Source organism: Streptomyces sp. NPDC030820 (assembly GCF_055572075.1).
In genome coordinates this window covers 609010-628275 of record NZ_JBVIEB010000002.1, presented here as the reverse complement: position 1 = coordinate 628275, position 19266 = coordinate 609010, and the positions used below count along the sequence as shown (strand labels likewise).

Genomic DNA, 19266 nt, shown 5'->3' with positions numbered 1-19266 from the left:
GCGGACCGCGAGGAACGGCCCTCTCGCCCACGGACGGCGCTTCCGGCAGACTGTGCGCCCGCGCATCCGCACCCTGATGCCCCCGTGTGCCGGTCGGGCATGCCACCATCGTGCGGGCGGTGACTGGTGATACGAGACCAAGAAGAGACCATGAAGCAGCAGGGCGTGCACCCCGAAGGCGCGGCGGGCACCCCTGACGCCGCCGCGCGCCCCGACACCGCCGGCGGCGCGGAGGACGACGGCCCGCGCGCGCCCGAGAACAGCGCAGACGACAGCACGCGCGCGCGTGAGAACAGCGCAGACCGCAGCACGCGCGCGCGTGAGAACAGCGCGGCCGACGGAAACGACGACACCGAGGGAGCGCACGTCCCGGAGAACACGCCCCCCGGCCACGGTCCCCGCGCAGACGACGATCCGCACGCCGAGGCCGTGGAGGGCGACGAACCGCTGCTCCCCGCGCGCGTGCACCGCCCCTCGGACCTCATGCGGCTCCTGGTGGGCATGCTCGCCATCGTGGTGCTGCTCGCGATCGCCGCGTTCGCGCACGGCACCACCTCCGGCTTCGAGCAGGACATCCACAAGGGCACCGGTCAGGCCCCCGACCTGCTCATCAAGATCGCGGGTCTGGCGTCCAGCATCGCGATCCTGCTGGTGCCGGTCGCCTTCGCGATCGAGCGGCTGATCAAACGCGACGGGCTGCGCATCGCCGACGGCGTCCTCGCGGCGGTCCTCGCCCACGGAGTGACCCTCGCGACGGACCTGTGGGTCGCGAGGGCCGCCCCGGACTCGATCCAGGAGGCGCTCACCCAGCCCTCCCCGGGCGACATCCACGCCCTCACCGACCCCGTGCACGGCTATCTGGCACCCGTCATCGCCTACATGACGGCCGTCGGCATGTCCCGCAGACCCAGATGGCGGGCGGTGCTGTGGATCGTGCTGCTGCTCGACGCGTTCTCGATGCTGGTCACCGGCTACACGACCCCGTTCTCGATCATCCTGACGGTGCTCATCGGCTGGACCATCGCCTACGGCACCCTGTACGCGGTCGGCTCCCCCAACGTCCGCCCCACCGGGCAGACCCTGATGGCGGGCCTCAGGCACGTCGGCTTCCACCCCGTCAGCGCGGCCCGCGAGGAGGCCGTGGAGACGGAGAACGGCGACCGCGGCCGGCGCTACTTCGTCACCCTGGAGGACGGCCCGCCGCTGGACGTCACGGTCGTGGACCGGGAACAGCAGGCTCAGGGCTTCTTCTACCGCGCGTGGCGCAATCTCACCCTGCGCGGCTTCGCCACCCGCTCCAGCCTCCAGTCGCTGCGCCAGGCGCTGGAACAGGAGGCGCTGCTGGCGTACGCGGCGATCGCGGCCGGCGCCAACGCGCCCAAGCTGATCGCCACCTCCGAACTCGGCCCCGACGCCGTCATGCTCGTCTACGAGCACACCGGCGGGCGCACGCTGGACTCGCTGGCCGACGAGGAGATCACCGACGAGCTGCTGCGCAACACCTGGCACCAGGTGCAGGCGCTGCAGTCGCGGCGCATCGCACACCGCAGGCTCGCAGGTGACGCCATTCTGGTGGATCGTTCCGGCAGAGTGATCCTCACCGAACTGCGAGGCGGTGAGATCGCGGCCGGCGAGCTGCTGCTGCGCATGGACGTGGCCCAGCTGGTCACGACGCTCGCTCTGCGGGTGGGCGCCGAGCGCGCGGTGGCCTCGGCGGTCCGGGTGCTCGGGCCCGACGCGGTCGCCGACTGCCTGCCGCTGCTCCAGCCGATCGCCCTGACGCGCTCCACGCGCGCGACGCTGCGCAAACTGGCCCGGGAGCAGGCCCAGCGCGAGCGCGAGGCCGTCCTGGAGGCATCCCGGCAGGCCAAGCAGGCACGTCCGGAAGAAGCCGGAGCGCAGGGCACGGAGGTCCTCGGGAAGGCCGACAAGAAGGCCGTACGCGCCCAGGCGCGGGCCGAGAAGCGGGCCGTGGACGAGGCCCTGGAGGAAGCGCGTGAGGAGGATCTGCTCACCCAGATCCGCCACGAGGTGCTGCTGATCAGGCCCCAGGCGCCGGTGGAGCCGGCCCGGCTGGAACGGGTGCGGCCGCGCACGCTGATCAGCGTCATCGCCGGTGCCATCGGCGCGTACTTCCTGCTGACGCAGCTCACACACATCGAGTTCGGGCCGCTCGTGGCCAACGCCCAGTGGGGCTGGGTCGTCGCCGCCGTGCTGTTCTCGGCGCTCAGCTATGTCGCCGCGGCGATGCAGCTGCTGGGGTTCGTGCCGGAGCGGGTGCCGTTCCTGCGGGCCGTGGCGGCCCAGGTGGCCGGCTCGTTCGTGAAGATCGTGGCACCGGCCGCCGTCGGCGGTGTGGCCCTCAACACGCGGTACCTGCAGCGCTCGGGGGTCCGGCCGGGGCTCGCGGTGGCGAGCGTCGGCGCCTCGCAGCTGGCCGGGCTCGGCTTCCACATCCTGATGCTGCTGTCCTTCGGCTATCTCACCGGCACCGAGAAGACGCCGTCCCTGTCGCCGTCCCGGACGGTCATCGCGGGCCTGCTGACGGTGGCGGTGCTGGTGCTCGTGGTGACGTCGGTGCCGTTCCTGCGGAAATTCCTCGTCACGCGCGTGCGGTCACTGTTCGCGGGTGTCGTGCCCCGCATGCTCGACGTGCTGCAGCGGCCGCAGAAGCTGATCACCGGCATCGGCGGCATTCTTCTGCTGACGTTCTGCTTCGTGATGTGCCTGGACGCCTCCGTCCGGGCGTTCGGCCACGGCTCGACCTCGCTCAGCATCGCCAGCGTCGCCGTGGTCTTCCTCGCCGGCAACGCGCTCGGCTCCGCGGCGCCCACCCCGGGCGGCGTCGGCGCCGTGGAAGCGACCCTGACGGTCGGCCTGATCGCCGTCGGCCTGCCCAAGGAGGTCGCCGCCCCGGCCGTCCTGCTGTACCGCCTGCTGACGCTGTGGCTGCCGGTGCTGCCGGGCTGGCTGGCCTTCAACCAGCTCACCCGCAAGGGAGCCCTGTAGGGGGTCGCCTCAGGGCACGGGGTTCCCGTACCTCGTACGGCTCGTGCCCCCGCGCGCCCCGGCGTGCACGCCTCCAGGATGGGAGCATGGCGAACCCCTCCCGGCTGCGCGCCGCCGCCCTGACCACCGCTGCCCTGATGCTCTCGGCTCTGCTGGCCGGGTGCGGCGACGGCAGCAAGAGCGGCGACCTCTCGGCGCAGAAGCTGAACTGGAAGGACTGCCCGGCGCCGTCCGAGGCCGAAGGTGGCGGCAGCGCCCCGTCTCCGCTGCCGAACGGCGGCACATGGCAGTGCGCCACCATGAGGGCACCCCTGGACTGGAGCAATCCGAAGGGCGACACCATCGGCATCGCCCTGATCCGCGCCAGGGCCAGCGGCCCCGCGAGCCAGCGGATCGGCTCGCTCGTGTTCAACTTCGGCGGCCCCGGCGGCAGCGGCGTCAGCTCGCTGCCCGCGTTCGCCCCGGACTACGCCGCCCTGCGCACCCGCTACGACCTGGTCAGCTTCGACCCGCGCGGGGTCGGCCGCAGCGCGCCGGTGGAGTGCGAGAGCGACTCCCAGCTGGACGTGTACTTCCAGCAGGACTCGACCCCCGACAACGGCGCCGAGCGTACGGCGCTGCTCCACCGCACCAAGCAGTTCAACGCGGCCTGTGAGAAGAACTCCAGGAAGATCCTGCCGCACGTGGCGACCACCGACGCGGCCCGCGACATGGACCTGATGCGCCAGGTCCTCGGTGACGACAAGCTGCACTACTTCGGCATCTCCTACGGCACCGAACTCGGCGGCGTGTACGCCCACCTGTTCCCCAAGAACGTCGGGCGGGCCGTGCTCGACGCGGTCGTCGACCCCACACAGAACCCCGAACAGAGCGCGCTCGGCCAGGCCAAGGGCTTCCAGCTCGCGCTGGACAACTACGCCGTGGACTGCACCTCCAAGACCACGGAATGCCCGGTCGGCACCACCGCGCAGGATGTGAAGAACCGCATCGCGAAACTGCTGAACGACCTGGAGAGGAAGCCGATCCCCGGCATCGCGCCGCGCCAGCTCACCCAGACCGCCGCGACGAACGGCATCGCGCAGTCCCTGTACTCCAAGGACTTCTGGCAGTACCTCACCGAGGGCCTGGAGCAGGCGTACGCGGGCGACGGCAGGATCCTCATGCTGCTGTCCGACTCGATGAACGGCCGCAGTGAGAACGGCGAGTACAGCAACATCACCGCGGCGAACATCGCCATCAACTGCGCCGACGAGAAGCCGCGGTACACCGCCGGCTACGTCCAGCAGAAGCTGCCCGAGTTCCGTGCCGCCTCCCCGCTGTTCGGGGACTACCTGGCCTGGGGCATGCTCAGCTGCGCCGACTGGCCCGTGGCGGGTGCCGCCGACCATCCCGATGTCAGCGCGCCCGGCTCGGCGCCCATCCTCGTCGTCGGCAACACCGGCGACCCGGCCACCCCGTACGAGGGCGCCAAGAAGATGGTGGACGCGCTCGGCAAGGGCGTCGCCGTCGAGCTGACGTACAAGGGCCAGGGGCACGGTGCGTACGACAGCAAGAACAGGTGCGTACAGGGCGCGGTGAACGGCTATCTGCTGGACGGGAGGGAACCGAAGGCCGGCACGGTCTGCACCTGAAACAGCCCGGAGCCGGAAACAGGCAGGAGCCTGAAACATCCCGCATCCGCCAAGAAACCGCAGGTCAGAACGTTATCCACAGGCTGCCACGGGATCGGCCGGGTGTGCCTACCATGGCCTGGACGCCCGGCGCGGCACGACGCGCAGGGCCTGTGAGGGGGGTGCGTATGAGGCGAATCCTGCGCTGGACGGCCGCGCTGGCCGCGGCACTGCTGATGGCCGGCTGCGGCAGCGGCTCGCCGGACGGGCACGGCAACGGGAAGGGGCACGAGGGCGGCGAGGACAAGGGTACGAGCGCGGATCCCCCGTCGGCTCCGGCGACGGACCTGCCCGCCTCCCTCACCTCCCAGCACCTCGACTGGCACGGGTGCAAGGCCACGGGCAACTCCCCCGCGCCGAGCGGCGACTGGCGGTGCGCGACGCTCAAGGTGCCGCTGGACTGGTCCGAGCCGGACGGTGCGACGATCGGCCTGGCCCTGATCCGCGCGCAGGCGACGGGCGGGAACCGTATCGGCTCCCTGCTGTTCAACTTCGGCGGGCCCGGCGGCTCGGGCCTGGAGATGATGCCGTACTACGCGGACACCGTCTCGAAACTCCGTGAGCGCTACGACCTGGTGAGCTGGGACCCGCGCGGGGTCGGCGCCAGCGAGGGCGTCCGCTGCCGCGGCGACCGGCAGACCGAGGCCGCCGAGGACGTGGACGCCACGCCGGACAGCCCGCAGGAGGAGAAGGCGTTCTTCCAGGACGCCACCGACTTCGGCAAGGGCTGCCAGAAGACCGCCGGCCGGCTGCTGGCTCATGTCTCCACCACCGACACCGCACGCGACATGGATCTGATGCGCCAGGTCCTCGGCGACGCGCGGATGCACTACTTCGGCATCTCCTACGGCACCGAACTCGGTGGTGTGTACGCCCACTTGTTCCCGAAGCGGGTGGGACGGCTGATCCTCGACGCGGTGGTCGACCCGACCGCGGACACGGTGGGCCAGGCCGAGAACCAGACCCGCGGCTTCCAGCGGGCACTGGACGACTACCTGAAGTCCACCGGACAGGACCCCGCACAGGGCTCCCGGAAGATCGCGGCCCTGCTGAAGCGGATCGACGCTCGACCGCTGCCCACGTCGTCCGGGCGGAAGCTGACCGACAGCCTCGCGGTCACCGGGATCGTTCTGCCGCTGTACAGCGAATCCAGCTGGCCGAGGCTGACCGCCGCGCTCGACTCGGCGGAGAAGGGCGACGGTTCACCGCTGCTGGCGCTCGCGGACGACTACGACGAGCGGGACTCCTCGGGGCACTACGGCACGACGTCCCACTCCCAGCGGGTCATATCGTGCCTGGACGAGAAGGAGCGGCCGACGCTCGCCGAGACGAGGAAGCGGCTGGCGGAGTTCGAGCGGATCTCGCCGGTGTTCGGGGACTTCCTGGGCTGGGACACGGCCGGCTGGTGCCACGACTGGCCGGTGCCGGGCCAGTTCACGACCCCGGAGGTCAGCGCACCGGGAGCGGCGCCGATCCTGTTGGTCGGCAACACCGGCGACCCGGCCACACCCTACGAGGGCGCCCGCAGAATGGCCGACGAGCTGGGCAAGGGCGTCGGCGTCGAACTCACCTGGAAGGGCGAGGGGCATGGGGCGTACGGCAACGGCAGCGACTGCGTCGACTCGACGGTGAACGCCTACCTGCTGAACGGGACGGTGCCGAAGGACGGCAAGGTCTGCTCCTGACGCGGACGGGGCCCCGGGCCCCGTACGCACATGAGGATCAAGCTGTTGCATCCGTGAGGGGTAGCGCCCTATCCCGATTCTCCGCCCCCGGCGCTCCAGATGGACTCGACCCCGTACCACGGGGACGGCCCGCCCAATGCCCGCACGAGGTGTTCCTGCGAGGGATCGAGCGAACGGCGGGCGGCGTTGACGAACCCGGCGTGGGCCTCGTCGAGCCCTTCATGGATCGGCCGGAGCTGTTCCAGATCCGTTGGCTGCCGGCCGTGGAACAGGATCGTGAAGTCCTCGATGAGTTCACAGATCCGCTCTGCCGCTGCCATGGCCTCCTGGCTTGCCACCAAGGACATCGAATGCAGGGAGGCATTGAACGGCGCCCAGGCGACGGCAGGTGCGCGTCTGTCCACGAACGCCTCACGGAGCTCCATCTCCACGGCGCCGAAGGCTTGAAGAAACTTCTCGTAGGCAGCGGTCCGTGGGTCCAGGAGCCACTGTCGGCTCTGGCCGCGCCGTCCTACGACGCCACCGGCTATGACGCCCACCACGGTGGCGGCGATACCTCCCGCAGTGGATATCAGGAGTCCCCATGGGGCAGCCACGTCACGTCTCCCTCCGATCCGATCGGCTTAGACTCCCGCATCGGAACCGGCAAGATCAACGGGCTGGGGCAGGCCATCAGCGACGGCGGCGGGCGTTGAGCCGGGCGGCCTGGCGGGTCAGGTGGTCGCGCTCGGCGAGGTTGGGTGCCTTGTGGGCCGCCTCGGCGTACAGCCGTGCCGCCGTCTCCAGGTCGCCGTCGCGCTCGTGGAGATATGCCGCCACCGCGGCGTGGCGGGGCAGTGAGGGGTCCAGCGCCGCGAGCGCCGCCAGGCCGGCGCGCGGTCCGTCGGCCTCCCCGACGGCGACCGCGCGGTTGAGCCGGACGACCGGGCTGTCGGTCAGGCTCGTGAGCTCGTCGTACCACTCGACGATCTGCACCCAGTCGGTCTCCTCGGCGGTGGGCGCGTCGGCGTGAAGTGCCGCGATGGCGGCCTGGGCCTGGAACTCGCCCAGCCGGTCGCGGGCGAGGGCGGCCTGAAGGATCGCGACGCCCTCGGCGATCAGCCGTGTGTCCCACCGGCCGCGGTCCTGCTCGGCGAGCGGCACCAGGCTGCCGTCGGGCGCGGTCCGGGCGGCGCGCCGGGCGTGGTGGAGCAGCATGAGGGCGAGCAGCCCGGCCACCTCGGGGTGGTCGACCTGGGCCGCGAGCTGCCGGGTGAGCCGGATGGCCTCGGCGGCGAGGTCGACGTCGCCGGAGTAGCCCTCGTTGAAGACGAGGTAGAGGACGCGCAGCACGGTGGCGACATCGCCGGGCCGGTCGAAGCGCACGCCGGAGACGGTGCGCTTCGCCCGGCTAATACGCTGCGCCATGGTCGCCTCGGGCACCAGGTAGGCCTCGGCGATCTGGCGGGTGGTCAGCCCGCCGACGGCGCGCAGCGTGAGCGCGACCGCCGATGCCGGGGTCAGCGACGGGTGGGCGCACAGGAAGTAGAGTTGGAGCGTGTCGTCCACCGCGGGCGCCGGCCCGGGCGCCGACTCCTCCTCGACGCGGTCCTCACGCCGGCGGCGGGCGGCGTCGGCGCGCGCCGCGTCGAGGAACTTGCGCCAGGCCACGGTGATCAGCCAGCCCTTGGCATCCCGCGGCGGGTCGGCCGCCCAGACCCGGAGCGCCTCGACCAGAGCGTCCTGCACGGCGTCCTCGGCCGCCGCGAAGTCGGCTCCGCGGCGGACGAGGACGGTGAGCACGCTCGGTGTGAGGCTCCTGAGAAGGACCTCGTCCATCAGTGACATGACTCCGTGATGGTGGGCGGCGCGGCCAGGAACGGGCGTACCTCCAGCCACTCGTGGATCGGCTTGCCGCCCGCCCCAGGGGCGGCCGACAGCTCCCCGGCCAGCTCGACGGCGCGCTCGTAGCTGTCGACGTCGATGATCATCCAGCCGGCGATGAGGTCCTTGGTCTCCGCGAACGGTCCGTCGGTGACCGGCGGGCGCCCCTCACCGTCGTAGCGGACCCACGCTCCCTCGGGGGCGAGCGCCTGACCGTCGACGAACTCGCCGGTCTTCTCCAGCCGGGCCGCGAAGTCGTTCATGTACTGCACATGCGCCGAGATCTCCTCCGGGGTCCACCGGTCCATCGGCACGTCGTTGACCGGAGCCGGGGCGCCGCGGTAGTGCTTCAGCAGCAGGTACTTGGCCATCGTGGTTCTCCTCGGTGCTCGTGCGACCCATTGTGGTCGCGTTCACCCCGGGGACGGAGCCGGACGCGGGTTCTCGACATCGCCGTCCGAACACCGACCGACAACGACCGAAGCCCACGGCATCCGAACAGTTCAGAGCCGTGGGCTTCGTCAGTCCCGCTGGTCGGCGAGACCCTTGATCAGTAGACCGGCTTGTGCGGTTCGATCTGGTTGACCCAGCCGATGACGCCGCCGCCGACGTGGACGGCGTCGGCGAAGCCCGCGGACTTCAGGACGGCGAGGACTTCCGCACTGCGGACACCCGTCTTGCAGTGCAGGACGATCTTCTTGTCCTGCGGGAGTCCCTCCAGGGCGGTGCCCATGAGGAACTCGTTCTTCGGGATCAGCCTGGCGCCCGGGATGGAGACGATCTCGTACTCGTTCGGCTCGCGGACGTCGATGATCTCGATGTTCTCGCCGTCGTCGATCCACTCCTTGAGCTGCTTCGGAGTGATCGTGGAGTCGAGGGCCGCCGCCTGGGCCTCCTCGGACACGACGCCGCAGAAGGCCTCGTAGTCGATGAGCTCGGTGACGGTCGGGTTCCCGCCGCAGACCGCGCAGTTCGGGTCCTTGCGGACCTTGACCTGGCGGTACGTCATCTCCAGGGCGTCGTAGATCATCAGCCGGCCGACCAGCGGCTCGCCGATGCCCGCGAGGAGCTTGATGGCCTCGTTGACCTGGATGGAGCCGATGGACGCGCAGAGCACGCCCAGGACGCCGCCCTCGGCGCAGGAGGGGACCATGCCGGGGGGCGGGGGCTCCGGGTAGAGGCAGCGGTAGCAGGGGCCGTGCTCGGACCAGAAGACGGAGGCCTGGCCGTCGAAGCGGTAGATCGAACCCCACACGTACGGCTTGTTCAGCAGCACGCACGCGTCGTTGACCAGGTAGCGGGTCGCGAAGTTGTCGGTGCCGTCGATGATCAGGTCGTACTGGCTGAAGATGTCCATCACGTTGTCGGCCTCGAGCCGCTCCTCGTGAAGGATCACGTTCACGTACGGGTTGATGCCCTTGACGGTGTCACGGGCGGACTCGGCCTTGGAGCGGCCGATGTCGGACTGGCTGTGGATGATCTGGCGCTGCAGGTTCGACTCGTCGACCTCGTCGAACTCCACGATGCCGAGGGTGCCCACGCCCGCGGCGGCCAGGTACATCAGCGCCGGCGAGCCCAGGCCGCCGGCGCCCACACAGAGCACCTTGGCGTTCTTCAGCCGCTTCTGCCCGTCCATGCCCACGTCGGGGATGATCAGGTGGCGGGAGTACCTGCGGACCTCGTCTACGGTGAGCTCAGAGGCTGGCTCAACCAGGGGTGGCAGCGACACGGGGACTCCGTTGGTCGGTCAATCACTACAGTTGTTCTCTCCGTAACACTGCCACGGCCTTCTTCATTCCGAGACACCTGTTCCGATACGCGAGACGATTTCGTCCCAGTAGCCGGGCACGGTCTCCCAGGGGTCGATGCTGCCGCCGCGGTCCGTGCGGTCGGTGAAGTAGATCGTCGCCGCGCCCTGCCAGCGGGCGATGCGCAGCGCCTCCTCCAGGTGGCCGCGGGGCACGCCGTGCACGAAGTGGCAGAAGCGGTCGGGCGGGTAGTCGGCGGTCCACTCGGCGACCTGCGACCAGCGGTAGTCGGACCAGGGGCCGGAGAAGGTCACCAGTTGATCGGCGGTCTCCGCGTACCCGGGGTGCGGATGGCTGCCGTGGCCGAGGACGATGTGGGCAGTGTCACTGATCGTCCGGAGGGTGGTGACCGCGCGGCGGACCTCGGGCAGCGCGGTGCGGTCGGTGGGGCAGCGGTCCAGCAGGAAGCCGTCGACCCGGTACCAGTCGAGGTAGCGGTGGGCGTCGGAGAGCAGGTCGGCGAAGGGGCGGGTGCCGTGGGCGAGGTCCAGGTGGCCGAGGACGCGGACGCCCGCTCCGCGCAGCCGGCCGGCGGCCTCCAGGCAGTGCGGGTCCGGGCGGGTGCCGGGGCCGGCGGCCACGTTCAGGACCACCCAGTCCAGCGGGGTGCCCGGGCGGGCGAGCTCGGCCCACTGGGCGGGGGCGACGAGCGGGTGGGCGTAGCCGGGTACGCCGATGGCGGTGCGCAGGCCGGTGCTCGTGGCGCCTGCTGTGGTGCTGGTCAGATGCGGCATGCCGCCTCCATCCAGATGTCGGCCAGGGATTCTTCGAGGTTGATGCGGGGCCGCCAGCCGAGCCGGTCGCGCGCGGTGCGCACGTCGGCCTGTTGCCAGCTGCCGCAGCCGTCGGGGTACGGGTACGCCACCGGGGCCGCGTGGTCGGAGTCGGCGCGGGGGTGGCCGATGGCGCTGCGCAGCGGACCGGGCGGGGCGTCGAGTTCGTGCAGGGCGCCGCCGTATCCCGCCACGCGCGCGAGGACGGCGGCGGCGTCGCGGAGGCGGACGGCGCGGCCGGAGCCGATGTTGATGACGCCCTGCGCGGCGGAGAGCGAGGCGGCGTGCACGGCGCGGGCGACGTCTCGTACGTCGACGAAGTCGCGCTGCACCCCGAGGCCGCCCAGCTTGAGTTCGCCGTCGCTGGACTGCATCGCGCGACGCATCGCCTCGGCGAGCCGGCCCAGCGGGGACCCGGCCGGGGTGCCGGGGCCGGCCGGGGAGAAGACCCGCAGCACGACGGCGTCCAGTCCGGAGCCGAGGACCAGCTCGGTCGCGGCGAGCTTGCTCACGCCGTACGGGCCGCCGGGGCGCGGTACGGCGTCCTCGGCGGTGGAGGAGCCGGGCTGGCTCGGCCCGTACTCGGAGCTGCACCCGATCTGCACCAGACGGGCTCCGCAGCCGCTGCGGCGCAGGGCCTCGCAGACGGTGGCGACGGCCACGGTGTTGTGCCGGGTGAGTTCGCGGGCGCCGCCGCGGATGGCGCCGGCGCAGTTGATGACGACCCCGGGGTGGACCGCGTCCAGGAAGCGGGTGAGGGCGCCGGGGCTGCCGGTGGCGAGGTCGAAGCGGACGTCGGCGTCGTCGCCGCGGCCGAGCGCGGTGAGCTGGACGGCCGGGTCGGCGAGCAGGCGGTCGGCGACGAAGCGGCCGATGTATCCGTTGGCTCCGATCAGCAGGACCCTCATCGGGCGGCTCCCTGGGTGTGGGCGCCGGCGTGACCGGCGGGGCCGATGTGGCACGTGTGGGTGACGGCGGCACCGGTGTGGCCCTCGCGGCCGATGGGCGCCATGGGCCAGGAGGGTGCGCTGGGCCAGGAGGGTGCGATGGGCCGATTCGCGGCGCCGGCGGATTCTGTGGTTCCCCGGACTCCGGCTCCGGCGGTCCCGGCTTGTGCATCCGCGGCTGCGACTGCTGCGGACGCGCCGGAGGTTCCGGGGGCTCCGGACGCTCCGGGTCGGGAGGTGGTCATCTGGTGTTCTCCTTCAAAAGGGGTAATACGGTCGCTGCCGGCGGCGGTTCGGGCCGGTGGCGGAAGATTCAGTCGGGGGCTCCCGCGGGCGCGTGCGCCGAGGCCTGGGTGAGGGTGTGGCCGGCATGGCACAACAGGGCCAGCGCGGCCGTACCGCAGGCGAGGGCTGGGACGGCGGCCTCACCCCAGGCCTCGACGAGGGTCCCGACGGGGGTCGTCAGCACAGCGCAGCCCGGCAGCCTTCCGGCCAGCGGCAGGGCGAGGGCCACCACCTCCGTGGCCGCCGCGGCGCCGAGCGCCACGGCCGGGGCGTGCCGGTGGCCGTGCACGGTGAGCACGCGGGCGAGCAGCAGCAGGGCACCCAGGGCCAGGGTCTGCGGGTAGGCCATGGGTTCGTGCAGGAGGGTGCCGCACACCAGGAGCAGGGCGGTGAGGGCGCCGAGGAACAGGGCGAACGTGCCGAACAGCAACGGTTTGGCGGCGGCTGTGAAGTCCTCCAGCCCCCGGCTGCCGGCGAGCCTGCGGCGGGCGCCCGCGCTGAGCAGGTGGGCGCACCAGGCCGCCGGGGCGCAGGCCAGGGTGAGGGCCAGGGCGGGCGCGAGGGCCGTGGGCCAGGGGCCGTCCGGGGCGCCGGTGGGCAGGGCATCGGGGCCACCGGTGGTGACCGCGTGGAGGAGGCCGTCGCCGAGGAGGGCGTATCCGAGCAGCCACACCGTCCACGCGCACGTGGCATTCGCCGCCCGCCACGCGTGCGTGCCGGGCGGTCCGGCGAGGGGGCCGCGGCGCAGTGCGGCACGCGTGGCGAGGGCTACGGCGAGGATGCCGACGGCGGCGGCGAGCAGGCGGGGGTGTCCGTGGGTGAGGCGCAGTCCGGCCACGGTGGCCGCGCCGAGGGCGCCGGGCAGGAGGGTGAGCAGGATCCAGTCCGCGTGCACGCGGGGTACGGGCAGGGGTTCGGCCTCCGGGCCCTGCTCGCCGCCTCGCGGCACGCGCGCGTACAGCTCCTCGGCGAGCGAGAAGACGTCGCGGTGGCGGAAACGGGCGGCGGTCCGGTCGGTGACACCGTGCGCCTCCAGCCCGGCGGCGATCTCCAACGGGTCCACGGCCCGCTCGCACAGCTCACGGTGCCGGTGCAGCAGGGCTTTCACGGGGTCGGCGGCGCCACGCCGGGGCGTGGCGACGCGCCGCTTGCCCGAGTCACCGTTGCCGGACCGGTAGTTGTCCGACGGTGAACCGTCCGATTCCGCCTGGGTGACGGCGCCCGCGGCAGGCATTCCGGGACGGCCCGGCCACCCGTCCGGCTCGGCGACACCGGCGGAGCCTGACGCACCGGGCGGCACGGAGGCGGACCGCGCCGACGAGGCCTCGCCGGACCGGGCGCCCTCATCGCCCCGCTGTGCCTCGAACCACTGCCCCGACCGCGAGTCCCAGGGTTCAGCGGCACTGGGCGTCCCGAGCCGGTCCAGCCCACTCGCCACCCCACCGCCGTCATCGAAAGCCCCCGGCAGACCATTCGCACCGGAGCCCTCAGCCCCGCCCGACACTTCAGTGCCCCACGCGCCCAGCCCGCCCCGCACCCCAGTGCCCTGCGGGCCGCGCTCTCCCGTCGTGCCCGGTTCGGTCGGCTCGTCCACCGGCACGGTGTGGTCTCCGCCCGTGTGGTCGTCCCGTGTGTCCATCACGCCCCCTCCGCGGCCAGTCGTGTCGCGCGCACCGGTGGGGCCGTGGCCCAGCCGGGGGCGGTCCGGGGCAGGACGCGGGCCATGGGGCCGGTCCAGTGGCCGGGGACGTGGGACTCGGCGGGGGTGGCGAACGGCAGGGGTGCGCCGGCCTCGTCGAGGACGACCCTGCGGACCGGGCAGTGCGAGACGATCTGCAGGTAAATGCCGTGAAATGCCGCGATGTTCTGCTCGACGGTGAACAGTTCGAGCGCGCGGGCGCGCGCGGCGGCGCCGAGGCGCTCACGGCGCTCGGGGTCGCGCAGCAGCGCCACGCACGCCTCGGCGAGCGCCCGCGGATTGCGCGGGGGCACGACGAGTCCCGTGCCCCCGATGACCTCCACCACCGCGCCGACGTCGGTGGACACCGTGGCCCGGCCGCAGAACATGGCCTCGATCAGGCCGACCGGGAATCCCTCGACGACGCTGGACAGCACGACGACCGCGCCGGCCGCGTACACCTCGGGCAGCGTGGGCGCCTCCGGGCCGCCGATCTCCTCGAAGGAGACCGGGTTGTCGCCGACGGCGTGCACACCCTCCGCCTCGTCGGGGAAGAGCTGCGCGGCGAGCGCCCGGCAGTGACCGAGGTAGGCCGCGCCCTCGGGTCCGGAGGGCGCGCCGACGACCCTGAGGCGCGCCTTGGGCTCCTCCTTGCGGACCTCGGCGAAGGCGTGCAGCAGCGAGATCAGGTCCTTGGCGGGTTCGACCCGTCCGACCCAGACCAGAGTGTCGGGGTCGGCGCGGTCCGGGGCCTCGCCGACCTCCGTGAAGCGGTCGGCGTCCATGCCCGGGTAGACCGTGCGGATCCGGGCCCGGTCGGCGCCGCAGCGTTCCTGCCAGCGGCGGGCGTGGGCGTTGCCGGGGGTGAGGACCTCGGCGCGTCGGTAGACCTCGGCGGCGAGCCGGCCGTGAAAGGCGGCGAGCAGCGCGCGTACGGCGGGGGCGGCGGTGTCGGGGCCGAGGGCCAGGTAGTGCGAGCGGAGCTGCACGCCGTACTCGGTGACGAGCAGCGGTACGCCGGCGAAGTGCCGGGTCAGCAGCCCGGTGAGGGCGGCGGGGCCGCCGGCGGCGGCGTGGCAGAGGTCGGCCGCGCCGAGGTCCTCGTCGCCGTACCAGTCGAGGGAGAGGGGGCGCAGGGCGCGTTCGAGGTGTGCGGTGACGGTGAGCAGCTCGGGTACGCGCGCCTCGCGCGCCGTGCGCAGCGCGCCGGGGGCGCGGCAGGCGCGTTCGAGCGTGCGTACGGCGGCGTCCGAGCGCAGGGCGCCGACCAGTCCGCCTTCCTCACGGGCGAGTTCGGCGAGTCCGTACAGCGCGCCGCCGAAACGGTCCGCCATGTCGGTGGGCCCGCCCCCGGACCCGGGGTCGACGCCGGCACACACGGCGGCGACCAGTTCGCCGTAGCACTCGGTGAAGCGCCGACGCGTGCGCCGGGAGTAGCCGGCCTCGTCGTCCTCGGCCGTCCACAGCGGCGCCGTACGCACCCGGCTGACCTGCGGCGGGAGTGCGACCCAGCCGTCGTCCTCCTGGCGCCGGGTGCGGCTGAGCGCGTAGATGTCGAACTCGTGCTGGTCGAGCCCGCGCACGAGCCGGTCGCACCAGAGTCCGGCGTCACCGCTCACATACGGGTAGCCGCCTTCCGTAAGCAGTCCGATGCGCACGTGTGCACCCCCGATCTCCTGTCCGGTGAGCCGCCGTTCCCCCGGCGGCTCGCAGCGGGATGAACGTAAGCGGACAAGGCGGTGGCGCGACGGACGGTTGTCCATCACGCCACCAAAAGGGGTGAACGGTCGTAACTTTCGCGTGCGGGTCGCGTTCCGCCGCGCTAAGGCTTCACAGGGCGATCAGCCATGTACGAATCGTTACGCCACGGCAGGTTCGCGACGCGCCGCGCGCCGCTGCGCCGCCAGGTCCGGGTCGAGCGCCGGTACGGCCGCCAGGAGCTGCCGGGTGTACGGCTCGCGCGGGCTGTCGTACACCTCGTCGGCGGGCCCGTACTCGACGACCCGGCCCTGCCGCATCACCGCGACCCGGTCGCTGACCTGCCGTACGACGGCGAGGTCGTGGGCGATGAAGACCAGCGCGAGGCCGAGTTCCCGCTGGAGTTCGCCGAGCAGCTCGACCACCTGGGCCTGTGTGGTGACGTCGAGCGCGGAGACCGGCTCGTCGCACACGATGACGCGCGGGTCGGCGGCGAGTGCGCGGGCGATGCCGATGCGTTGGCGCTGACCGCCGCTGAACTCGTGCGGGTAGCGGTCGTAGTGCGCCCTTTCGAGCCCCACGCGCTCCAGCAGTTCAGTCACGCGCCCTCGGATGCGCTCCTCGTCGCGTTCGCCACGCGCGCGTAGCGGATCGGCGATGGACTCGCCCACGCTGCGACGCGGGTTGAGGGAGGAGACGGGGTCCTGGAAGACCATCTGGACGGCCGGGTTCACCCCCGTGTGCGGGCGGCCCTCGTAGCGGATCGCGCCGGCGGTCGGCTCCAGCAGGCCGACCAGCATCCGACCGAGCGTGGTCTTTCCGCTGCCGCTCTCACCGACCACCCCGAGCGTCTCGCCGCGGCGGACGGTCAGCGAGACGTCGTCCACGGCCGCGAACGCCCGCCTGCCACGCCCGAACTCGCGCCGCACCCCGGTGGCCTCCAGCACGACGTCGTCGCAGGCCCGGGAGCCGGTGCGGCGGGTGTCCACGCGCGGGACGGCGTCGAGGAGTTCGCGGGTGTACGCCTCGGCGGGCGACGCGAGGACCGTGCCGACAGGGCCGTGCTCGACGGCCCTGCCGTGCCGCATGACGAGGATGTCGTCCACGCTCTCGGCGGCGACGCCCACGTCATGGGTGACGAGGAGCAGGCCCATGCCGGTCTCCTCGCGCAGCGTGTGCAGCAGGTCGAGGATCTGGGCCTGGACGGTGACGTCGAGGGCGGTGGTCGGCTCGTCGGCGATCAGCAGGTCGGGCTCGCAGGCGAGGGCCATGGCGACGAGGGCGCGCTGGCGCATGCCGCCGCTGAACTCGTGCGGGCGGGACCGGGACCGCCGTGCCGCATCCGGAATTCCAACCCGCTCCAGGACCTCGACGGCACGCGCGCGTGCGGCGCGCCGCGACACGCGCGTGTGCACGCGGTGGACCTCGGCGATCTGGTCGCCGATCGCGTAGTACGGGTCCAGCGACGACAGCGGGTCCTGGAAGACCATGGCGGCCCTGGCGCCGCGCAGCCGCCGCAACTCCTCGTCGGGGGCCGCCTGTACGTCCGTGCCGGCGACGCGGACCGAGCCGGTGACCCGGGCTCCGGTGCCGCGGTGCAGGCCCAGCAGGGCGCCCGCGACCGTGGACTTGCCGGAGCCCGACTCGCCGACGAGGGCCAGCGCGGCGCCCTTCGCCAGGCTGAAGGAGAGTCCGTCCACGGCCCGCAGCGCGCCGAACTCCACGGTCAGGTCGGTGACTTCCACGAGACTCATTGGAGTACCACCCGTCGGTCGGCCACCGCGTACAGGACGTCCGCGACGGCGTTGGCGAGGACCACGAAGAACCCGATGACCAGGACCATGCCGACGACCACCGGCAGGTCGACGACCTTCACCGCGTGCACCAGCTCCTGGCCGATGCCGGGCAGCCCGAAGAGGGTCTCGGTGAGGACGGCGCCGCCGACGGCCGAGCCGACGTTGTTGGCGTTGAGCGCGATCACGGGCGCCAGGGCGCCGCGCAGGGCGTGCCGGCCGACGATGGAACGCTCCGCGACGCCGTACGCCCGGAAGGTGCGGATGTGGTCCTCGGCGAGGGTCTCCAACATGGCGGCACGGGTGAGGCGGGCGAAGGCCGCCGCCTCGATCAGGGCGAGCGACAGCCAGGGCAGCAGCAGGTTCCAGGCCCATTGCTCGGGATCGTCGGAGAAGTTCACGTACTGCGGGAAGGGCAGCAGCTGCAGTTCGCCGCAGACGACGATCATCAGCACCAGACCGATGACGAAGACGGGCGTGGCCGTGCCCGCGAGGGTGATCGCGGTCAGCACGCGCTCGGAGATCCGGCCGCGCCGCCACGCGGAGAGCACACCGGTGCCGACGCCGAGGACGAGCCACACCACCATGGCGCCGAGGACCAGCGACAGGCTGACCGGCAGCTTGGTCAGGATGATGTCCAGGACCTGCTGGTCGGTCTGGTACGACTGCCCCAGGCAGGGCGCGGCGCAGTGCACGACCGATGTGCCCGTGGAGAAGTCCTGGCCGGCGACGAGCCCTTCCAGGAAGTGCCAGTAGCGCAGGTAGAGGGGGTCGCCCAGCTTCAGCTGCTCGGCGACCTGGCGCACCTGTTCCGGTGAGCAGCGCGGGCCGCAGGTGATCTGGGCGACGTTGCCGGGGGTGACGTAGAAGACGACGTAGACGATCACCGAGATGGCGAGCAGGGTGACCACCACGCCGACGGCGCGGCGCAGCAGGAAGCCACCGAGGCCGCTCATGCGGTTGCCTCCTTGTCGCTCTTGAGGCCCTTGGCGTCCTTGGCGTCCTCGGTTTCCTTGGCGTCCTCGGTTTCCTCGGCGTCCTTGCGGCCGGTGCCGACGCGCAGGCGGGAGGCGGCGCGCGGGTCGAGGGCGGTGCGCACGCCGTCGCCGAGGACGGTCAGGGCGAGGACGGTGACGAACAGGGCGCCGGCCGGCAGCAGCAGGTACTGGGGCGCGGCCTGGTACCAGACGTCCGCGGCGGTCAGCATCTGTCCCCAGGACGGGGTGGGCGGCTTCACGCCGACGCCGAGGAAGGACAGCGCCGCCTCGACGGAGATGTTCGTGGGCACCAGCAGTGCGGCGTACGTGATGACCGGCGCGGCCAGGCCGGGCAGCAGTTCGCGGTGGGCGACCCGCCAGGCGCCCCAGCCGCTGAGCCGGGCGGCGGAGACGTAGTCGAGCCCCTTCAGGGAGAGGGTCTGGGCCCGCACGATCTTCGCGATGTTGCCCCAGGCGATCAGGCCGATGACGAGGGTGACCAGGACCGGCCGCGGAAAACTCGACGGCACGACGGCCAGCAGTGCCAACGACATGATCATGAGCGGCATCGACACGATGACGTCCGTGGCGCGGCTCAACAGTTGATCAACCCATCGGTTGCCGAGCGCGGAGGCCACACCGACCGCGACCCCGATGGCGACCTGCACCACCGTGGCCGCGAACGCGACGCCCAGCGACACCCGCGCGCCGTAGACCAGGCGGGCGAACAGGTCGCGGCCGGTCTGCGGTTCGACGCCCAGCCAGTGGTCGGCGTCGATGCCGCCGAGGGAGCCGACGGGCACGCCGCCGCGCGCGGAGTCGATCAGGGACGGATGGTACGTGGTGGGGTCCTGGCCCTCCAGGGCGGTGAGCAGCGGCGCGGCGAGCGCGACCAGGACGAGCAGCGCGACGACGGCCGCGGCGACCAGGGCGGCGCGCTGCGCACGCAGCCGCCGCCAGAACCGACGGGCCCCCGGGGGAGGGGGGGGGGGGGGGGGGGGTTTTCGGGTGCCTCAAGAAAGAAGGGGGGTGTGTCTTTGGTGTCTTTCCCTCGATCCCTCGAGCAGTTCCAATCCTCCT

General features: G+C 72.3%; 13 protein-coding genes and 1 pseudogene. 3 read left to right on the top strand and 11 right to left on the bottom strand.

Translation table 11 applies throughout. From position 1 onward, the window contains the following. The first annotated feature begins 150 nt into the window (after positions 1 to 150). From ACZ418_RS07480 to ACZ418_RS07470, 3 genes are all read left to right on the top strand, one after another. Complete coding sequence (locus ACZ418_RS07480) at positions 151 to 3009, top strand: lysylphosphatidylglycerol synthase domain-containing protein (RefSeq protein ID WP_468358301.1); 2859 nt, start codon at positions 151 to 153, stop codon at positions 3007 to 3009. A gap of 86 nt (positions 3010 to 3095) precedes the next feature. Continuing rightward, positions 3096 to 4640, top strand: coding sequence for an alpha/beta hydrolase (locus tag ACZ418_RS07475; protein WP_468358298.1), 1545 nt, complete (start codon positions 3096 to 3098; stop codon positions 4638 to 4640). 167 nt (positions 4641 to 4807) lie between these two features. Further along, positions 4808 to 6364 carry an alpha/beta hydrolase gene (locus ACZ418_RS07470; protein WP_468358295.1) on the top strand — a complete coding sequence of 519 codons (1557 nt, stop codon included), beginning with the start codon at positions 4808 to 4810 and terminating at the stop codon, positions 6362 to 6364. Positions 6365 to 6432: 68 nt separating this feature from the next. Here the strand turns inward: ACZ418_RS07470 and ACZ418_RS07465 are convergent, their stop codons facing one another. The 11 genes and pseudogenes from ACZ418_RS07465 to ACZ418_RS07415 all read right to left on the bottom strand — a co-directional run. Continuing rightward, positions 6433 to 6795 (bottom strand): hypothetical protein, encoded by a 363-nt coding sequence (locus ACZ418_RS07465; protein WP_468358292.1) that lies wholly within the window; start codon positions 6793 to 6795, stop codon positions 6433 to 6435. A 241-nt stretch (positions 6796 to 7036) separates the two neighbouring features. After that, on the bottom strand, positions 7037 to 8182 hold the full coding sequence (locus ACZ418_RS07460) for an RNA polymerase sigma factor (protein ID WP_468358289.1): 1146 nt from the start codon (positions 8180 to 8182) through the stop codon (positions 7037 to 7039). Then, complete coding sequence (locus tag ACZ418_RS07455; RefSeq protein WP_468358286.1) at positions 8182 to 8598, bottom strand: YciI family protein; 417 nt, start codon at positions 8596 to 8598, stop codon at positions 8182 to 8184. The genes ACZ418_RS07460 and ACZ418_RS07455 overlap by 1 nt, the downstream gene beginning before the upstream one ends. Positions 8599 to 8777: 179 nt before the next feature. Next, positions 8778 to 9956, bottom strand: a complete 1179-nt coding sequence (moeZ, locus tag ACZ418_RS07450) for an adenylyltransferase/sulfurtransferase MoeZ (RefSeq protein ID WP_468358283.1) — start codon at positions 9954 to 9956, stop codon at positions 8778 to 8780. A gap of 63 nt (positions 9957 to 10019) precedes the next feature. Then, positions 10020 to 10769 carry a spherulation-specific family 4 protein gene (locus tag ACZ418_RS07445; protein WP_468358280.1) on the bottom strand — a complete coding sequence of 250 codons (750 nt, stop codon included), beginning with the start codon at positions 10767 to 10769 and terminating at the stop codon, positions 10020 to 10022. After that, positions 10757 to 11716: an NAD-dependent epimerase/dehydratase family protein gene (locus tag ACZ418_RS07440; RefSeq protein WP_468358277.1), complete on the bottom strand. Its 960-nt coding sequence runs from the start codon at positions 11714 to 11716 to the stop codon at positions 10757 to 10759. The genes ACZ418_RS07445 and ACZ418_RS07440 overlap by 13 nt, the downstream gene beginning before the upstream one ends. 352 nt (positions 11717 to 12068) lie before the next feature. Beyond that, positions 12069 to 13274: a hypothetical protein gene (locus ACZ418_RS07435; protein WP_468358934.1), complete on the bottom strand. Its 1206-nt coding sequence runs from the start codon at positions 13272 to 13274 to the stop codon at positions 12069 to 12071. 404 nt (positions 13275 to 13678) lie between these two features. Beyond that, positions 13679 to 15376, bottom strand: a complete 1698-nt coding sequence (locus ACZ418_RS07430; protein ID WP_468358274.1) for a DUF3492 domain-containing protein — start codon at positions 15374 to 15376, stop codon at positions 13679 to 13681. A 201-nt stretch (positions 15377 to 15577) separates the two neighbouring features. After that, complete coding sequence (locus ACZ418_RS07425) at positions 15578 to 17170, bottom strand: dipeptide ABC transporter ATP-binding protein (protein ID WP_468358271.1); 1593 nt, start codon at positions 17168 to 17170, stop codon at positions 15578 to 15580. Beyond that, positions 17167 to 18165 (bottom strand): ABC transporter permease, encoded by a 999-nt coding sequence (locus tag ACZ418_RS07420; protein ID WP_468358268.1) that lies wholly within the window; start codon positions 18163 to 18165, stop codon positions 17167 to 17169. The genes ACZ418_RS07425 and ACZ418_RS07420 overlap by 4 nt, the downstream gene beginning before the upstream one ends. Further along, positions 18162 to 19172: pseudogene (locus tag ACZ418_RS07415) on the bottom strand (ABC transporter permease); the annotation flags it as partial. The pseudogene ACZ418_RS07415 and the gene ACZ418_RS07420, both read right to left, overlap by 4 nt. Positions 19173 to 19266: the final 94 nt, after the last annotated feature.

Bases quoted from the DNA above. Each gene is read 5' to 3' on its own strand.
- ACZ418_RS07480 (WP_468358301.1), top strand. From the start codon at position 151: ATGAAGCAGCAGGGCGTGCACCCCGAAGGCGCGGCGGGCACCCCTGAC.
- ACZ418_RS07475 (WP_468358298.1), top strand. From the start codon at position 3,096: ATGGCGAACCCCTCCCGGCTGCGCGCCGCCGCCCTGACCACCGCTGCC.
- ACZ418_RS07470 (WP_468358295.1), top strand. From the start codon at position 4,808: ATGAGGCGAATCCTGCGCTGGACGGCCGCGCTGGCCGCGGCACTGCTG.
- ACZ418_RS07460 (WP_468358289.1), bottom strand. From the start codon at position 8,182: ATGGACGAGGTCCTTCTCAGGAGCCTCACACCGAGCGTGCTCACCGTC.
- ACZ418_RS07455 (WP_468358286.1), bottom strand. From the start codon at position 8,598: ATGGCCAAGTACCTGCTGCTGAAGCACTACCGCGGCGCCCCGGCTCCG.
- ACZ418_RS07445 (WP_468358280.1), bottom strand. From the start codon at position 10,769: ATGCCGCATCTGACCAGCACCACAGCAGGCGCCACGAGCACCGGCCTG.
- ACZ418_RS07440 (WP_468358277.1), bottom strand. From the start codon at position 11,716: ATGAGGGTCCTGCTGATCGGAGCCAACGGATACATCGGCCGCTTCGTC.
- ACZ418_RS07435 (WP_468358934.1), bottom strand. From the start codon at position 13,274: ATGCCTGCCGCGGGCGCCGTCACCCAGGCGGAATCGGACGGTTCACCG.
- ACZ418_RS07425 (WP_468358271.1), bottom strand. From the start codon at position 17,170: ATGAGTCTCGTGGAAGTCACCGACCTGACCGTGGAGTTCGGCGCGCTG.
- ACZ418_RS07420 (WP_468358268.1), bottom strand. From the start codon at position 18,165: ATGAGCGGCCTCGGTGGCTTCCTGCTGCGCCGCGCCGTCGGCGTGGTG.